Origin of the sequence: Methanobacterium alkalithermotolerans, from assembly GCF_018141185.1 — an archaeon.
GTDB lineage: Archaea > Methanobacteriota > Methanobacteria > Methanobacteriales > Methanobacteriaceae > Methanobacterium_F > Methanobacterium_F alkalithermotolerans.
Genome location: NZ_CP058560.1, coordinates 677,270 through 692,575, shown reverse-complemented (window position 1 = coordinate 692,575; position 15,306 = coordinate 677,270). Strand labels below are relative to the sequence as shown.

18 protein-coding genes and 1 tRNA gene are annotated in these 15,306 nt (G+C 35.9%); 12 read left to right on the top strand and 7 right to left on the bottom strand.

What is annotated here, in order from left to right:
* Positions 1-2 precede the first annotated feature (2 nt).
* Entirely contained in the window at positions 3-860 is an 858-nt protein-coding gene (locus HYG87_RS03250; RefSeq protein WP_211533803.1) for a ribose-phosphate diphosphokinase, read from the bottom strand.
* A 258-nt stretch (positions 861-1,118) separates the two neighbouring features.
* Here HYG87_RS03250 and hypA point away from each other — a divergent pair, with 258 nt between their 5' ends.
* From hypA to HYG87_RS03235, 3 genes are read left to right on the top strand one after another with little or no spacing between them, the layout of a single operon-like run.
* A complete protein-coding gene (gene hypA, locus HYG87_RS03245; protein ID WP_211533802.1) occupies positions 1,119-1,508 on the top strand; it encodes a hydrogenase maturation nickel metallochaperone HypA in 390 nt (129 codons plus the stop codon).
* Positions 1,492-2,145 (top strand): hydrogenase nickel incorporation protein HypB, encoded by a 654-nt coding sequence (gene hypB / locus HYG87_RS03240; protein WP_211533801.1) that lies wholly within the window; start codon positions 1,492-1,494, stop codon positions 2,143-2,145. Before hypA ends, hypB begins: the two co-directional genes overlap by 17 nt.
* Positions 2,146-2,196: 51 nt before the next feature.
* Entirely contained in the window at positions 2,197-3,267 is a 1,071-nt protein-coding gene (locus HYG87_RS03235) for a DUF354 domain-containing protein (RefSeq protein ID WP_211533800.1), read from the top strand.
* A 212-nt stretch (positions 3,268-3,479) separates the two neighbouring features.
* Here HYG87_RS03235 and HYG87_RS03230 read toward each other — a convergent pair.
* Positions 3,480-3,552: transfer RNA gene (locus HYG87_RS03230), tRNA-Ala, on the bottom strand.
* Positions 3,553-3,665: 113 nt separating this feature from the next.
* Between HYG87_RS03230 and HYG87_RS03225 the strand changes: the two genes are divergently transcribed.
* From HYG87_RS03225 to mch, 7 genes are all read left to right on the top strand, one after another.
* Positions 3,666-4,172: a GNAT family N-acetyltransferase gene (locus HYG87_RS03225; protein ID WP_211533799.1), complete on the top strand. Its 507-nt coding sequence runs from the start codon at positions 3,666-3,668 to the stop codon at positions 4,170-4,172.
* Positions 4,173-4,375: 203 nt separating this feature from the next.
* Entirely contained in the window at positions 4,376-5,452 is a 1,077-nt protein-coding gene (locus tag HYG87_RS03220; protein WP_211533798.1) for a hypothetical protein, read from the top strand.
* 68 nt (positions 5,453-5,520) lie between these two features.
* Positions 5,521-5,982 (top strand): DUF1890 domain-containing protein, encoded by a 462-nt coding sequence (locus tag HYG87_RS03215; RefSeq protein WP_211533797.1) that lies wholly within the window; start codon positions 5,521-5,523, stop codon positions 5,980-5,982.
* Entirely contained in the window at positions 5,982-6,287 is a 306-nt protein-coding gene (locus HYG87_RS03210) for a DUF1894 domain-containing protein (protein ID WP_211533796.1), read from the top strand. The genes HYG87_RS03215 and HYG87_RS03210 overlap by 1 nt, the downstream gene beginning before the upstream one ends.
* A gap of 268 nt (positions 6,288-6,555) precedes the next feature.
* Positions 6,556-7,515, top strand: a complete 960-nt coding sequence (locus tag HYG87_RS03205) for a methionine synthase (protein ID WP_211533795.1) — start codon at positions 6,556-6,558, stop codon at positions 7,513-7,515.
* Positions 7,503-8,183 carry a thymidylate synthase gene (locus tag HYG87_RS03200; RefSeq protein ID WP_211533794.1) on the top strand — a complete coding sequence of 227 codons (681 nt, stop codon included), beginning with the start codon at positions 7,503-7,505 and terminating at the stop codon, positions 8,181-8,183. The genes HYG87_RS03205 and HYG87_RS03200 overlap by 13 nt, the downstream gene beginning before the upstream one ends.
* Positions 8,184-8,233: 50 nt before the next feature.
* Positions 8,234-9,196: a methenyltetrahydromethanopterin cyclohydrolase gene (gene mch / locus HYG87_RS03195; RefSeq protein ID WP_211533793.1), complete on the top strand. Its 963-nt coding sequence runs from the start codon at positions 8,234-8,236 to the stop codon at positions 9,194-9,196.
* A 166-nt stretch (positions 9,197-9,362) separates the two neighbouring features.
* Here mch and HYG87_RS03190 read toward each other — a convergent pair whose 3' ends face one another.
* On the bottom strand, positions 9,363-10,079 hold the full coding sequence (locus HYG87_RS03190; protein WP_211533792.1) for a head GIN domain-containing protein: 717 nt from the start codon (positions 10,077-10,079) through the stop codon (positions 9,363-9,365).
* Positions 10,080-10,275: 196 nt separating this feature from the next.
* Here HYG87_RS03190 and HYG87_RS03185 point away from each other — a divergent pair, with 196 nt between their 5' ends.
* Positions 10,276-11,418 carry a DUF362 domain-containing protein gene (locus HYG87_RS03185; protein ID WP_211533791.1) on the top strand — a complete coding sequence of 381 codons (1,143 nt, stop codon included), beginning with the start codon at positions 10,276-10,278 and terminating at the stop codon, positions 11,416-11,418.
* 35 nt (positions 11,419-11,453) lie between these two features.
* Here the strand turns inward: HYG87_RS03185 and HYG87_RS03180 are convergent, their stop codons facing one another.
* Genes HYG87_RS03180 through HYG87_RS03170 form a run of 3 tightly spaced genes read right to left on the bottom strand, consistent with a single transcriptional unit; the run spans position 11,454 to position 12,868 of the window.
* A complete protein-coding gene (locus HYG87_RS03180) occupies positions 11,454-12,008 on the bottom strand; it encodes a methyltransferase family protein (RefSeq protein ID WP_211533790.1) in 555 nt (184 codons plus the stop codon).
* A gap of 2 nt (positions 12,009-12,010) precedes the next feature.
* Complete coding sequence (locus tag HYG87_RS03175; protein ID WP_211533789.1) at positions 12,011-12,613, bottom strand: DUF998 domain-containing protein; 603 nt, start codon at positions 12,611-12,613, stop codon at positions 12,011-12,013.
* A gap of 45 nt (positions 12,614-12,658) precedes the next feature.
* Positions 12,659-12,868 carry a hypothetical protein gene (locus HYG87_RS03170; RefSeq protein ID WP_211533788.1) on the bottom strand — a complete coding sequence of 70 codons (210 nt, stop codon included), beginning with the start codon at positions 12,866-12,868 and terminating at the stop codon, positions 12,659-12,661.
* 262 nt (positions 12,869-13,130) lie between these two features.
* Between HYG87_RS03170 and HYG87_RS03165 the strand changes: the two genes are divergently transcribed.
* Positions 13,131-13,541 (top strand): secondary thiamine-phosphate synthase enzyme YjbQ, encoded by a 411-nt coding sequence (locus HYG87_RS03165; RefSeq protein WP_211533787.1) that lies wholly within the window; start codon positions 13,131-13,133, stop codon positions 13,539-13,541.
* Between the two features lie 91 nt (positions 13,542-13,632).
* On the opposite strand, the gene pheT is transcribed toward HYG87_RS03165, so the two are convergent.
* Positions 13,633-15,288 (bottom strand): phenylalanine--tRNA ligase subunit beta, encoded by a 1,656-nt coding sequence (pheT, locus tag HYG87_RS03160; RefSeq protein WP_211533786.1) that lies wholly within the window; start codon positions 15,286-15,288, stop codon positions 13,633-13,635.
* Between the last annotated feature and the right edge of the window lie 18 nt (positions 15,289-15,306).

Below are 15,306 nucleotides of genomic sequence, written 5' to 3'. Positions count from 1 at the left end.
TTTTATTTCAATGCTTCTGCAATAAGAGGAGCAACACTGATGGAACTAACCTGGGAAGTAAGGGTATCGGTGGCCAGCACATCTTCTACTCCGGTAGCAAATATCTTCAAAAGAGCATCTTCCACCAGCACAGGATGCACGCACCCCACAGTGACACTTTCTGCACCATGCTGCATCAGGATTTCTGTGGCATTCACAATGGTTCCACCGGTACTGATAATATCATCAATTATTACTGCCTGTAATCCTTTCACATCCAGATTTTTAACCCTGGTTTCCACTTTATCCGGTGATAATCTGGTCTTTTCCATATGATCACAGGGACAATCCAGTATGCGAGATATTTCCTGGGCATGTAGCAGGGCGCCTTTATCCGGAGCTATTATCACGGGATTTTCCAGCTGTTCCTGGATATGCCGGGCTATGAGAGGTATAGCAGATAATTCATGTACCGGTATATTGAAAAAATCACACATCTGTTTTTCATGCAGATTTATACATATAAGCTCGCTGGCACCGCAATCCTCAATCAAACTGGCAACTGCCGCAGCCGAAACAGATTCCCCTCTTTTAAATCTCTTTTCCTGCCTTCCATATCCAAAATAAGGAATAACAACTTTTATTTTTTCTGCACCAAGACTTTTGAGATTTTTAAGGATAAATAAAAGTTCCATTATATTTTCGTCCTGGGGAAAACCGGTTGATTGTATTACCACCACTTCTTTTTCAATTTCACCCTTTATTCTAATATAACGCTCACCATCAGGGAACTTACGAGTTTCAATGGGACACAACTGATCATTTAATTCTTTTGCTACTTTGGCTGCTAATTTTTGAGAAGAAGAACCACCTATTATCATTTATAATCACCCGGTGCTGTAATAAGCCATAAATCCCTTCTTTTTTTAGAATTAATTGGCTATTATCCATATACTTTATTTTAGGAATATTATATAATCATGAATTATAATTTTATTATTTGTTAACTTTATTAATAAGCTTCTTATAATAATTAGATGTATAAAAATGGAATATTACTATTCTACAAAAATACTTTTTTAAATATTTTTTTAAATTTTAAAAAATGAATTTGATAGATTATAATTAGAGGTGGATTAATGCATGAATTATCTATGGCTGATGCTATTGTTAAGACCGTAATCGAGGCAGCCGAAAAAAATGAAGCCATTGAAGTACTGGAGGTAACAGTAGAACTTGGCCAAATGACCTTGCTTAATCCGGAGCAATTAAAATTTATGCTCGAGGTTTTAAGTGAAGATACTATTGTAAATGGGGCTAAATTTAATATGGAAGAGATTCCAATAGAAATAGAATGTTTTTCATGCGGTTTTAAAGGAAAAGCAAATACTGACGAACTGGATCATTATGTACCTGTTATAAATTGCCCCGAATGTGAGGAAAGAAATCTTAACATTACTGCCGGGCGAGAATGTAATGTGAAAAACATCAAAATTGAAAAGAGTGATGAAGATGCACAAGATAGCTGATATAGAAATACAGCACGATATTATGCTGGCCAATAGAAAACTGGCCAAGAAAAATCAGAAAATTTTGGATAAGGCTAATGTTTTTGCAGTAGATTTTTTAGGAGCCATTGGATCAGGAAAAACTTCACTTATAGAGAAGTTAATCCAGGAAATGGACTACCCGGTGGCAGTTATCGCCGGAGATGTAATAAGCAAATTTGATGCCGGACGATTTGAAAAATATGATGTACCGGTTATTGGTCTTAATACTGGTAAAGAATGCCATTTGGACTCTCATCTGGTGGAACATGCCCTGCACGACCTGCCCCTGGAAGAAGTGGATATTTTATTTATAGAAAATGTGGGAAACTTAATTTGTCCGGTTGACTTTGATTTAGGGTCCCATATCCGGGTGGTGGTTATCAGTGTCAGCGAAGGAGATGATACTGTTGAAAAACATCCATTAATCTTTAAAGATGCAGATCTGGTGGTTATAAATAAAGTTGATATTGCCGCTGCTGTGGGGGCTGATGAGGATAAAATGGTGGGAGATGTTAAAAAAATTAATCCGGATGTTCAGGTTATTAAAACCAGTCTGAAAGAAAATAAAGGACTCTCTCAAATCATTGAATCTCTGGAAAAATTTATGTCAGAATAGAAGAACCTATGGTATGAGTTTAAAAACTTTTTCAATGCGGGTGTGATTTAAATGAAAATCTGGATAGATATTACCAATGCTCCTCATGTACGATTTTTTAAAAATATTATAGAATATTTTCAGGAAGAAGGGGAGGAATTAATAGTAACTGCCCGTAAATTTGGAGATATCCATCGCCTGATGGATCTATTCGGATTTGAATTTGAATCTATTGGTAAACATGGAGTTACCCTGGCTGAAAAACTTGAAGAAAACACCAGAAGATCATATGAACTTTCTAAACTAATTATTAAAGAAAAACCAGATGTTGCAGTATCTAAACATTCCATAGAACTTCCCCGAGTCACCTTTGGTCTGGGCATTCCCAGTGTATATATCCTGGACAATGAACATGCCCTGGCGGCTAATAAATTAACCCTTCCTCTATGTGATAGGATCATAATGCCTCATGCTATTGATGTATGGGATATTGTAAGACTTGGCGCGGATCCTAATAAAATACAGCGCTATCAGGGAACTTCAGAGATTATTCACTTTAAAAACTTCCAGTACAATGAAAATATTTTCCAGGATATGGGACTTGATCTAAAAAAATCAAAAACCATCTTAATGAGGCCTGAACCTTCTTTAGCTTCTTACCTTGATGCAAATTGCAGAGAATCAGTATTATCTCCTATAGTGGAAATTTTAAAGGAATATGCCAACATACTGGTTATTCCTCGTTTTAAAGAACAATCAGAAATATTTCAGGATTATGAAAATGTTACCATTATCAAGCCTCCAGTGGATACTTTCAGCTTGATGAGAAAATGTGACCTTATGATTGGTGCAGGGGGTACCATGAACCGTGAGGCAGCTATATCCGGCACTCCTGTAATTTCATGCTACCCGGGAGACCTTCTATCTGTGGATAAATTTTATATACAGCGAGGTTTGATGTACCGTTCTCTGGATGTGGATGAAATTGTAAATATTGCCCTGCGATTACTGGTGAATGATGATCGTGATAAAAAATTAGTCACTGATGATCTTTTTGAAGTTATTATAGATAATATTTACGAGGCATCAGGCCAACCAAGGAAATATACTGCGATTAATAGCCCTAAACTCCTTTTAAAATAGTAATCTATGTTTTTGATTCATGAGACAAATATTTTTAAATAATTTATTTTAAATATCTATGTTTTTGATTCATGAGACAAATATTTTTAAATAATCTATTTAAAATTTAAAAAAATTCATATGCATTCTTATAGACTACTTAATATTTAATCAAATAACTAGACTACTTTCCCCAGATTTAATTAAATAATTTTTAATTCAAAATAAAAAAGTGGAATGGCCGGGATTTGAACCCGGGGCCTCCGCCATGCCAAGGCGACGCTCTACCATCTGAGCTACCACCCCATTTACAATTAACATAAAGACTTTAATTTCTTTCTATTTATAGTTAATGCTTTTAACATTGATGGATCAAGAGATATTACTAAAAAAATTATCAGGGTATTATGGTGATATAAATGGATAATATAATTATAAGAAATGCGGTTGAAGATGATTTCCAGGCCATTGCCAATCTGGCTCTAAATTGCAGCCCAATGATTACTGAGAGAAATTCAATTTACCACATATTCACCAGATTTTTTCAAAATACAGTCTTTTTAGCTGAAATAGAAGATGAAAAGCAAGTTAAGGAGTTAGCTGGATTTTTAATTGGATTCATGTCCCAAAAAAATAAAGAAGATGCCTATATTCATCTTTTATGTGTTCATCCCTCCTGTCGTGGAATGGGCCTGGGTACCGATTTAATCAAAAAGTTTTTAAAGGTGGTGATTAAAATGGGTTGTAAAAGAGTCTATTTAATTACCAAACCAGTCAATAAAACCGCCATAGATTTTTATACTAAAATGGGATTTAAAAAGAATCATGGTTATAAAACCAACATTATTGGCGGGGAAGAGGTAATAAAAGACTATAATGGTAAAGGGGAAGATATGATTGTTTTTCAGAAGATTATTTCTGATTGAAGCTCCTTAATGACCATGATTATAGTTTATTAAATTAAGCAATGAATTTGTAATATAAAATCAAATATTTTTTCAAGCTGCTTATTTATAAAATTAAAGATATTATTAATAACCAGATTAATTAAATCATGAATATATAGAATCTTTAATTCAATTGCCATTTTAATCAGGCAAGAATTAGATTATTTTTACGGAGGAATAACTTGGCTTTAATAGCTCAAAATCATCTGCAATTTATAATTGAAATAGGAATCATCCTTTATTTAGGGATAATTTTCCTGTTGAATTTATTTCCTATGACTTTAAGTGCAGTACTTTTCGTTGCTCTGGGATTAGGAATAGGATTTACGGTACTATTTGGTATTGATGCACTTTATCTATTCCTGGCATTCGGGCAAAATGAATTTACACACCCTTTTGGACCTATCGCACTTTTAGCGGTCATAACGGCGCTTGCTGCTCTACCTATGATGAAAGACTCTGGAGTAGAAATTGGTAAATTAAAAGGATTTATTTATCTTATCATAGTGGCCATTACCATCTTCGGGGGATTAATGCACCGATCTTTTCTCTTACTTTGGTTACTTGGTCTATTAATCGGGGTTTTCCTTATTTCAAAATCATTTCGCCAGAAATCTATTTTCACCATTAAAAGAATAATTTTAATGGTTGCAGCAGGGGTGGCTGGTTTTGGGGGACTGGAACTTCTTTCTCAAGCGTTGCAAATGCCCATTTTTAGTCCATTATTGAGAATATTGCGGCTGGAAACATTTGCCACACCCAGTTTAAATATGGTTATTAACAATACTACCTTGCTGGGCCATGAACCCGAATCAGCATACTGGGCCACATCTACCGGATTTGCAGATGGATATATATCCCTTCCCATGTCTCTTCTGCTGTTATTTGGCCTGCCGTTTCCAGTGTTTTTTGGAATACTGGTTAATAGGAAGGATACCATAGATTACATGTTACCGGGAATATTTGGATGGTCTTATGATTTCGGTTATCTTACTTTGATTATGCTCTTAATTTGGTGTGCAAGCATAATCTTTATTGGACTAAAGATGCTCCACATCTACCGGGAACGAAGAGAAAATGGCGATAAGAAATATTTGGGGCGGGAAGCACTATTAATAGGATCTCTGGGTGCATTTACTGCCCAGGCATTAATAGGACTATTTTTAATAAATCGTTCTATGAATGGAACCGCACTGCTTACCTTTATTTTCCTCTCAGCAATGGTAGCATCCCATATAGTTCTCTTAAAGAAGGATTGATGTGGAGGATGAATTTCAATTTAATGGTCAGATTTAAAAATTATTCAGATAATAAGGAGGAGTAATTAATGAAAAAAGCCTTAATATTACTGGGTTGTCCTGAATCACCATCTCAGACTCCTTTAGCAGTTTATGCTGCATATCAACTTAAGAAAAAAGGTTTTGAAGTTACTATTGCTGGAACTCCATCTGCAATGAAGCTAATGGAAATTTCAGATCCAGAAGAACATTACCTTACCTGTAAAATAGATATTGATTCCTGTTTAGTTGCCCTGGATGAAGGATCATATGATTTTCTTTTAGGTTTTGCTCATAAAGACGCAGCAGTATCTTATTTTGTAACCTTTTATCATATACTCCAGGTCCCGTCCATTGCTATGGTATTTGAAAAAGATCCTCAATTACTGGAAGAATTTGAAAATCAGGTGGAAGAAAGTACCGGGGCAAAAATAGTTTCGGCACGAGCTTATCACAATCCCACCCCTCTCAGGGTTAAACTGGATAGGGCTATTGAAGAAATGGTGATTTAATGTCATTTTGTCTTGAAACTTATCTACAACAATCAGATGACTATCAGATTCTTTTATCCCGGGCAGGATTTAAGGATTGTGCTAAAATTATACAGGAGAATGCCAGAGAAATTGTTTTTATAAAACCTGGAGAAAAAATACTGGGTGCACGAATAATTGGCATCCCTCCTATTCCTATTGGAATAAATGAAGAAAAAGGTACCATTATTATCCCTTATACCAAACCATGTTATGGTACCGCAGCAGTGGAACTTCCTGTGGAATTAGAAGAAATTGAAAAGATAAAAGCAGTTTCCCACCAATAAATAATCTTTTACTAATTTTTTTTAATTATGTAAGCTAACTATTGAAATCCAATAAATCAGTTAAATTTGTTTGATTAAATTTCTAAGTGAATAGATTTTTTTTTAAATGTTCCCTTATTAAATTGTGCCAGGGTCAGGATTTATTTATTAAATTAAATTTTTATAGGGTCAGGTATAATCAGAATAATAGAATAGAACCTATTTTCTAATCTATCAAAATTTGCATTAAAGATAAAATGTACGCAATTTCATAAAAAAGGTAAATACTATGCTAACTACTGTTGTTGGAAGCTATCCAGTGATTTTAAAGAATCCATCATCACCAATAGAAAAAATATCTGACTTTTTAGGCCTTCAGGACCCATATAAGGCCGCCATTAATCTGGCGGTTTCTGATCAGCTTAATGCAGGGATAGATATAGTTTCTGATGGACAGCTCAGGGGGGAGATGGTTCCATTATTTGCAAGCAAGATACCGGGAATGGTGGTGGAAGGCCACTTATCTAAAATAAAAAATAAAATTAGCATTCCCTTATCTTCTATAGGTGCAGATGATTTGAAATATGCTAAGAATATTTTAAATAAGAATTTAAGGAAATTAAATCTTCCTGAAGAAGATTTGTATAAAAAAGGAATAAAAGGACTTGTAACTGGTCCTAGTACCATGGTCTACTCTTCACGGATAGAAGGATTTTATAATCCTCATGAAAAAGAGGAGGCCATTATGGATATGGCCCAGGCCCTAAAAAAAGAGGCGGAATTCCTGGAAAATGCAGGAGCTAATATTATCCAGATTGATGAACCATTTATCTCCACAGGATTGGTGGATGTTTCCACTGCCCGTAAAGGTGTAGAAATCATTTCCAAAGATTTAAAAGTTCCGGTGGCCCTACATGTATGTGGAGATGTGGGAGGGGTATTCCATCAACTATTAAAATTCAAAGTTGATATTATTGATTGCGAATTTGCAGGTATCAATAAAAACATTCAACTACTCCAAAGTGTAAGTGATTTTAAGGGTAAAAAAATAGGTTTTGGGTGCATTGATACCAAAAAAGAAGATGTAGAAGGTGTAGATTCTATAAGAAATCTTATTAAACAGGGCCAGGATATAATGGGCAATGAAAACATGATTATCGATCCTGACTGTGGAATGAGAATGCTATCTCGCCACTCTGCGTTTTCTAAACTAAAAAACATGGTGGAGGCAGCTAAATGGCAGAATTAATTAGGGTTTCAGAAATCGCCGATGGATGGGAAACCCTGGTAAAAAAAATAATGGAAGATGGTGTTGAAATAAAGGATGAGAGAGGCTCACTTACCAGAGAATTATTGAATGTCATGGTAACCATTGAAAAACCACTGGGAAAGACCCCTTCTGATAATTTTTATCTGAATAATTTACAGGACAAACTGATGGGCATAAAAAATATAATGGTTCCAGAAGGATACTTCTGGAGTGGAGAAAAACTGGAAAAGTATTCCCAGCAATTTATTAGTAATGATAAGCAGGGATTTGTATACACCTATGGAAACCGCTTACGGGCGCACTTTGCAGGGATTGATCAAATTCAGGAAGCCATAAATCGCCTGAAAAATTGTAATGAATCTCGAAGAGCCATTTCAATTACCTGGGATCCCATCCAGGATAGTAAAACAGATGAAGTTCCCTGTATGATCCTGGTGGATTTTAAAATAAGGGACAATAAACTTCACACCACTGCTCTGTGGCGTTCTCATGATATTTACGGTGCCTGGTTTCCCAATGCTGTTGGTTTAACCTACCTGGCCCAGTATGTTGCTGGAGAGGTAGAGTTGTCTACAGGTTCAGTTACTATTCACTCCATCAGTGCCCATATCTATGAAGTTGATTTTAATGAAGCTAGAAAAGTTTAGTTGATTTTTATTAAATATTTAATTTAAAAAAAAATTATTGAGGTGAATTTATGGTTAGTGTCAATTTAGAAGCAAAAAAAACAGTAGATGAAATGATTGAAAAAGCAGATGAGCTGAATATTAAGGTGGAAAAACTGGATAATGGTTCCACTTTAATTGACTGTGGTGTTAATGTTGATGGTAGTTTGAAAGCCGGTGAACTCTACACTAAGGTTTGTCTGGGAGGACTGGCTGAAGTGGGAATTTCCATTCCTGGAGACCTTTCAGAAAGCTTTGCCCTACCTTCAGTAAAAATTAAAACAGATTCTCCTGCCATATCTACTCTGGGTGCTCAAAAAGCAGGATGGTCGGTTAGTGTAGGGGATTTCTTCGCTTTAGGTTCTGGACCAGCCCGTGCTCTTGCTAAAAAACCTGCTGAAACTTATGAAGAAATTAATTACGAAGATGACGCTGATATTGCCATTCTAACTCTGGAAGCAGACAACCTGCCGGGTAGTGATGTAACTGATAAAATTGCAGAAGATTGTGGAGTAACTGCTGAAAACGTATACATACTGGTGGCCCCTACCTCTTCCCTGGTGGGATCCATCCAGATTGCCGGAAGAGTGGTGGAAAATGGTACCTACAAGATGCTGGAAGCACTGCACTTTGATGTAACCAAAGTTAAATACGCAGCAGGAATTGCTCCTATTGCTCCAGTTGATCCTGATGGACTAAAAGCCATGGGAAAAACCAATGATGCAGTATTATTTGGTGGAAGAACTTACTACTACATCCAATCTGAAGAAGGAGACGATTTAAAAGAATTAGCAGATAAATTACCTGCATCCAGTTCTGAAGGATATGGAAAACCTTTCTATGATGTATTTAAAGAAGCGGAATATGATTTCTATAAAATCGATAAAGGAATGTTCGCCCCTGCTGAAGTAGTAATTAATGATCTAAGAACAGGAGAACTCTTCCGGGCAGGATATGTTAATGTAGAACTGTTAAAGAAATCTTTTGGATTATAAGGTGATGAATTTTAATAAAATTCATTTCTTTTTTTAATATTTTACATTTATCTTTTTTAGCAGATTTTTTACTAAGGGATATTAATAATTTTTAGATAATACTGTCCTTTAAAAGAATAATATCAAATCTGAATTTTTAAAAAAAAAATAAGGGACGAATTATTCTCTAGCCCGCCTTTTTAGCTATGGTTCCCGCACCATTTATTTGCTGGTCCAACTCAGGATTTCCAGTATATTCTACCTTTCCGGTTCCACTTATAATTGCTTTTAAGAATTCAGAGACATCAAGTATAACATTTCCTGCTCCATTTATATTTACCTCAGCAGTCATGCTTTGGAGATTTTCTGCCTGATAGTTTCCTGCACCATTTATGGTTACTTTTTGGCTACTGGCGCTTCCACTTAAAAATATCTGCCCTGCTCCGGAAATATTGCTTACCAATTCATTCACAGTTAAATTTTCTATATCTGCCTTACCGGCACCTTCAATGTTGATATTCAGTTTATCAGTGTTTAACTGGCTGGACTCTACTTTTCCGGTTCCCTGAATCTCCACTGAACTGATATCTTTAAGAGTAAGATACATTTTTATTTCTTCAGTGGGGGCAGGCATCCCGGTATCATAACTAATCTCCAGTTTATTGTTATTGACCTGAGTTTTTATAAAAGGCAACACATTATCATCTGCTTCTATTATAAGGGACTCTTCATTTCCTTGTGTGATTATCAAGGTTCCTATACCACTTAAAGAAACTTCTGAAAATCCGCTAACACTCCGGGTTTCATTAATCACATTACCTGAACCTACACCTCCCAAACCAGTGCAACCACATACAATTACCAGGGCACACAGGATGAGAACTATACTCATATACTTTTTCATGAGCAACCTCCTGACAATTTTTTTATTATATCTATCTTTAAATATTTATTAAATGATTTAATACTCCTCTTACTTCTTTAATTAATGAGGGTTGTAGTTTTAAATAATTAAAAAAAATTATTAAAAATTAGTTAAATAAATTTATTAGCAACTATAAAAACAACATAGACTTAATCTATACTTAAAAGGTAATTCCATGGAAAAAACACCAATTTCTATAGCAAAGTGTAATTCTTATGCTCCTCTTGAAATTCAAGAATCCTTAAATGAATGCTTAAACCATCTAGGTGGATTAAAATCTTTTATAAATAAAAAAGACAGGGTCTTATTGAAACCCAACATGTTACGGGCAGCCCAACCAGATGAGCAGGTCACCACCCATCCTCAGCTGGTGGAATCTTTGGCCGGGATGGTTCTGGAGGAGGGAGCCATCCCTGTTATAGGGGATAGTCCCGGTGGTTTTTTCCGGGATATAGAAAAATTCTGGAAATCCACCGGTTATCAGGATATCAGTAAAAAATTAGGGATTGAACTGGTGAATTTTGAATCTGCGGGGTCATATATCTCTAAAAGATCAGGGAAAAAATATCCCCTCTCCCGGGCTGTTTTAGATGCAGATGTAATCATCAACCTTCCTAAAATAAAAACCCATAGCCTGACTCTTTTTACCTGTGCTATTAAGAATATGTATGGAACAGTACCCGGGTTTACTAAAGCAGATATTCACAGAAAAAACCCTAAACCTTCAGAATTTGCAGAAAGTGTGGTGGATGTGTATGCCTTGAGCAGGCCTACCCTTAACCTGGTGGATGGAGTTTGGGGGATGGAAGGCCCTGGACCTTCTGGAGGAGATCCTCGTAAACTGGGCATGATTTTGGCCAGTACTGATGGTGTGGCCCTGGATACTTATATCTGTCATCTTTTGAAAATGCCCCCTCATAAAGTTCCTTCCACCCGTATTGCCATAAAACAGGGGTTAGGTGAAGGAAAACTGGAAAATATGGATATTCGGGGATGGAATCCTCCAGTGGTGGATGATTTTAAATGGCCATCCAATATTGCCTACTCGGTAGAGATGATTCCCTCCTCTCTTTCCCGGGCCATAATGAAATTCTGGTGGGCCCGACCGGCCATAAATCCAGATAAATGTAAAAATTGCAATATTTGTGTGGAAAGCTGTCCGGTACAGGCCATGCAACATGGAGTGCTGGTACCAGAATTTAATTACAGTGATTGTATTAACTGCCTGTGCTGTATGGAGGTTTGCCCCCATAGGGCCTTTTATCAGGATAAAAGTAAGCTATATAATTTAACTTCCCGGTTTTCCAGTTCGGATTAATATTTCAGCGGGGATTATTTATACCTGAATTTGGGCTATTTTCTTATCTTAGGTAAAAACATGCCTACCTTTTTTTGGTATTCCTGATATTCTATACCAAATTCTACTTCCAGGATATATTTTTCTTCAATAAGTGCCTGCAGGAATATGGCTATGGCAATCACTGGAATAAGATAAAAACTATATAATCCTCCCCAAATCAAAAACCAGCCAATTATAAAAATAACACCCGCTACATACTGGGGATGTCGTATAATACTATAAGGTCCGTCAGTTACCAGCTTACCCGGCTTTACCAGATCAGAACGGGTACCCTTTTTTTTAAAATAGAGCAGGGGATAAATTCTTAAAATTATACCGGCAGCTGCCAGAGGAATACCCAACAGGTACTGTAAAAAAATATTTTCAATCCTGGGCTGGGGAATAAAAGGGAGTACCAGGACCATACCTCCCAAAAAAAATATTCCGGTAATTATAATCATCAATCTAAATAAAATTCTTTCCTGTTTTCCTGATTTTATAATCTGCCATGAGGTGAAAATAAAAATAATAGAAGCCAGAAAACCATACAACATCACCCATTTTAGCATTTTCAAACCTCCGATGATTTAATAAGCTTTTTATTACTACTTCTGATACCCTCCAAAAAGAAGATTAACCAGCTAAAAGCCGCGATGAACATTATTCTTTGCCAAATTCCCATATAATCAACCACCCTGAACATAAGGATGGATAAGATTATGGCCATGATAGCCACCACTAAAGCTATAATCCTTCTCAAATTATTATTTTCAATAAAAACCGCAGAAAACGCAAACAAGGTGAATGATATTCCCACCAGACTGGCGAATATAGAATGCAGATTATCTTCCATAATACTGTAGTTATCATTCCCTATAACCGGGGCGTGATGAAAAATTCCCACCATAAAAAGCCCCACCCCAAAAATAATTAATAAGATCTGGTTCAGGGGATATCTTTTTAAGTGTAAAAATGATTCCCCTGCACAGGCCAATCCCAGAATAATAAAGGTCAGATTCATAATCCATGCATTAGGGGCATTTTGTGCTCCTAAATGGCTGGTGGTGTGATTTAGCAGGGAATAACCAGGGAAACTGTAAAATGGTAGAATGAACATTAACATTAACAGGATTATAAAAACCGGTAATAAAAACCGTGCTTCTTTAATTGACATTGTTTTATCCGCATTTTTCTAAAAATAAATTTCCTTAACCTTCACTTATTTTTTAATTAAAAGCTTATAAACTCCGGGAATTTGCAATAGCACAGATAATATGATTATCCCCCATCCATAAAATTCCCAGTTATAATCAGGCAGATAAGCCACCAGCAATATACCCAGACCTATTCCAAATAAAAATTTGGCAAAAGTAATGGTAAATATTACCCATGAGCTTTGTTTACTAAATTTATCAATAATATTCATCATTATCAATATCCTCCTTGTGCATATACCTGTTATCCAATATGGGAGTTGTAGTTAATCAAATTTGAGGATATTTAATGATTTTTTATTATGGCCCTGGGGACTCGTCTGTAGCATTAAGTACTTGAAATATTATTTTGCATCTTTTTTTTTGATTTTGCATAAAATATAAAATTTCAAAATAACAGATAATTTGTCTAACTAACCATTATGATAATTTTTCTTACAAACTTACTATGGTTAAATTCAACAGGGGGCCTATCTTATGCAAATAGTTAGTAAGACTGTAAATATAAACACATCTAAAAGAGTGCAAATGAGAGATATCACTGGAGATGTAGAAAAAATATTAAAGACAGTAACACTAAGCCAGGGAATAATCAATATTTTTTCCAGACACTCCACTTCAGCCATCATAATCAATGAACATGAGACCAATTTACTCCGTGACCTGGAAGATACCCTGGAGGCACTGGTCCCGGAAAACGAAGGATATGGTCACAATACCATTGATAACAATGCTGATGCTCATGTTAGGGCTATATTGCTGGGAGGAAGCCAAGCACTACCATTTGAAAATGGTAAACTGGATTTAGGTACCTGGCAGAGTTTATTTTTTGTAGAATTGGATGGGCCACGGACCCGTAAAATAAAAATAACAATTATGGGAGAATAGAACCTTTAATTAAATAAGTTAGATGCCCTGGTGATAAAAACATAAAGTTACGGAGTTAATAAATAACTAAAAAAGAATTAGAGTATTAACTCTAATTATCAAAGGTTAATTCAAAACCCACCACCGGATATTCCAGCTGGAAATTGCTTATTACTTCTGGATCCATTTCTCCAAAAAATCCATTTATTGGGGTGGATTCATCCAAAATAGCTTTTATTCCTGCACAACGTCCCTTAATAAATGAAGGATTATCCACGGGTTCTATTTCCATTTCATATCCTAAATTTTCCAAAAAAGCAGCTACTGTGGATTTTATTTCAGTAAAATTTGCATTAGAATGGGTAACCACGGCTGCTATTTTCTTAAGAACCTTAGTTTGTGTTTCCTGGTCCGGATCGATGTATATCACATCTCCCACTTCAAATATTTTTTGAGGCAGGTCTTCATGTTTATTATCTTCTAAAAATTCCATTAAACCATTAAGGAGACTCTTACGGATCATGGTCCTATCCCGGGATATGGGCTGAGCTACTTCCACCCTTTCATCTTCTTCCTGTTTCATGCATTGATAATGATTGTTTTCATTGGTTAGCATGAGGCTCATTACTTCCTGATAACCCAGACCAACCATTACATCTCTCAGGAGCTTATCTACTTTATACCACTGATTTTCCCGGGCAATAGTTGCTATATCCGGCAAATAAGATTCTATATTGTTAAAACAATAACTAATCGCGATGCTTTCAATCAGGTCTACTTCATGGAGTATATCCACCCGGTAAGCCGGAATAGCAACCTTTAATTTTTCCGGTGAAATTATCTCAGCATCCATCCGGGATCGACCCAATAAATCTTTCATATCCTGCAGATTCAAATCCAGTCCTGTGATTTCCCGGGCTTTTTTTAGATGCACTACCTTTTCTTTTGGTTTAAGATCCGGTGTAACCTGGTTTTTATCTGGATAAACTACTTCCAGACTCTTTATTTTACCACCGGATTCTGATAGTGAAGTTACAATTATATTCAGGGCCTGGTTAACTGCTTTTAAATCAGTTCCAGTAACATCAATTAAAACATTCCGGGTATGAGTAGTTAGTTTGGTTAATTCACCATTAATAATGGGGGGCAAAGATAGAACCTGATGGTTTTTATCCATTATTAGAGGATATTTTTCAAATCCATTAATTAAAGAAGCGTACTTAACTCCTTTTTCATGTTCCTGTAGAATTTCCCGGGGTGTCATTTCATTAAGAGAATCCAGGGGTGTAAATGTTATGGAATCTGGATCTATGGCTTTGTAATAGAAAGGTGCTTCAATAACTTCCAGATTATGTATCCCTATTGCTACTTTTTTACGGTCCCGGCCAATTACCCAGTGCAGGTCCTCCTGGAACTCCATAATTTGCTTTAACTTTTGTTCATCCATTTTTATATTTTCCACAATGGCGAAACTGATATAAGGGCGGATTTCGGCTAAATTTTCATCTACATATACCTTCATAGATGTTTTTTCCACATCATAGGCAGGTAAACCCTTTTCAATCCCTAAAAAACCTTTTAAAGTACGGGCAACACCTTCTACTGATAGCTGGTCTGGCCTATTAGGAAAGAATTCTACCTTAACAGTTTCTTCATCAAAGTCTTCAATATCACTCCCTATCATTGGAAGAATTTCAATGAGCTTTTCAGGATTTATATCTACGCCTGAGTCCTGCAGGTCCTGATATCCAAAAGTTATAACTGGCATTATTCATCTCCATATTTT